The following is a 1,207-nucleotide window of genomic DNA, read 5'->3' on the forward strand; positions in this document are numbered from 1 at the left end:
TCTCATTGTCTGCTCTGAACGATACCATCTTCTGTGTTCTCGTTCCCCACTTGGCTTTCTTTCTAATGGTGGCCATTTCAGGCACCATGCTCATGTTCTCTTTTTCTTCCATGTTTGTCTCTTTTAGAATGGTTTGAATTGAATATATTGCTGTTGTACTCGCAGTTTCGTACTGTCGATGTACTTCTGCGTTGTCTTGATGCTGCTGTGTCCTAACAGTTCGGCCAGTGCTGGTGCTTCCATGCCGTTGGCGGCTATCTCTGTGGCGAATGTGTGACGGATGGCGTGGGGACTTAACTGTTTGGCATCTGTCTGTCCTTTCATGGCGTTGTAGATGTCGTACCGTGCCGTTCTTTGTGTCATGCCTGTAAAGAGGTGTGCTGCTGCACACTTCGGCATGTACTGTTGAATCTCGTCCATGACCTCCACCGTGGTGTACACATACCGCTGCTTGCCTCCTTTGCCATGTATCTTGATACTGCAATTACTTGGCATGATGTCGCCTACCCTGATGTCTAAGGCTTCCTGAATGCGGATGCCTGTTGTCGCTAATAGCTGAATCAGTATCTTAGTACGTCCGTGCGTCTTGCTGATGATGGCCTTAAGGTCATCTGCTGGTATGGTATTGATGACCTTGTCTTCTGTCTTCTGTCTCGTTTCCCATCTGCATGGATTTTCCACGTCCATGCCCTCTCTCTTCATATAGTCATACAGACTACTGATGGCTGCCAGCTTCCTGTTGACCGTCTTGGCACATACTCCATCTATGTCCTCCCTGGTTACCGTTGACCACCGTCCTGTGCTCTTCCTTTGTTTGATAAAGCGTGCAAATGACCGCAAATCCACGTTGTATGCTATCACCGTGTTTTCGCTGTACCCTTTGACGCTGCTCAGGTAGATTCCGAATTCCTTTATCATAACTCATGCATTTTTGATTGTTTATAACTTCATTTTTGTACTACAAAGGTACAAAAAAGTATTGACATAACCAAACTTCTACCGTTACCCACCACCCTCTTTTGTCTCCTATGCTGTAACATCGTTACAGCCCTCTCCGTTATTTCTCCTTAACGTCCGTTAAACTATGTTACCATCTTTCCCCTCAATTTTAGTTAAAATGTAAAACTTTTTGGTAATTCTACGTCCTACCTCCGATGCAACTCCGATTAACCTCCGATGTTTGTCCGTTCCAAACTTTATTTGTAAC

1 protein-coding gene is annotated in these 1,207 nt (G+C 45.2%); it reads right to left on the minus strand.

Going from position 1 to position 1,207, the window contains the following annotated elements:
• Positions 1–123: 123 nt before the first annotated feature.
• The gene (locus DPN68_RS13000) at positions 124–918 is read right to left on the minus strand and encodes a tyrosine-type recombinase/integrase (protein ID WP_113990045.1); all 795 of its coding nucleotides are present in this window, start codon (positions 916–918) and stop codon (positions 124–126) included.
• Positions 919–1,207 lie beyond the last annotated feature (289 nt).

Source organism: Flavobacterium tibetense, from assembly GCF_003293845.1.
Classification (GTDB): domain Bacteria; phylum Bacteroidota; class Bacteroidia; order Flavobacteriales; family Flavobacteriaceae; genus Flavobacterium; species Flavobacterium tibetense.

What these genes read in the sequence shown, in the direction of transcription:
- DPN68_RS13000 (WP_113990045.1), bottom strand. Translation starts at nt 918, where the DNA reads ATGATAAAGGAATTCGGAATCTACCTGAGCAGCGTCAAAGGGTACAGC.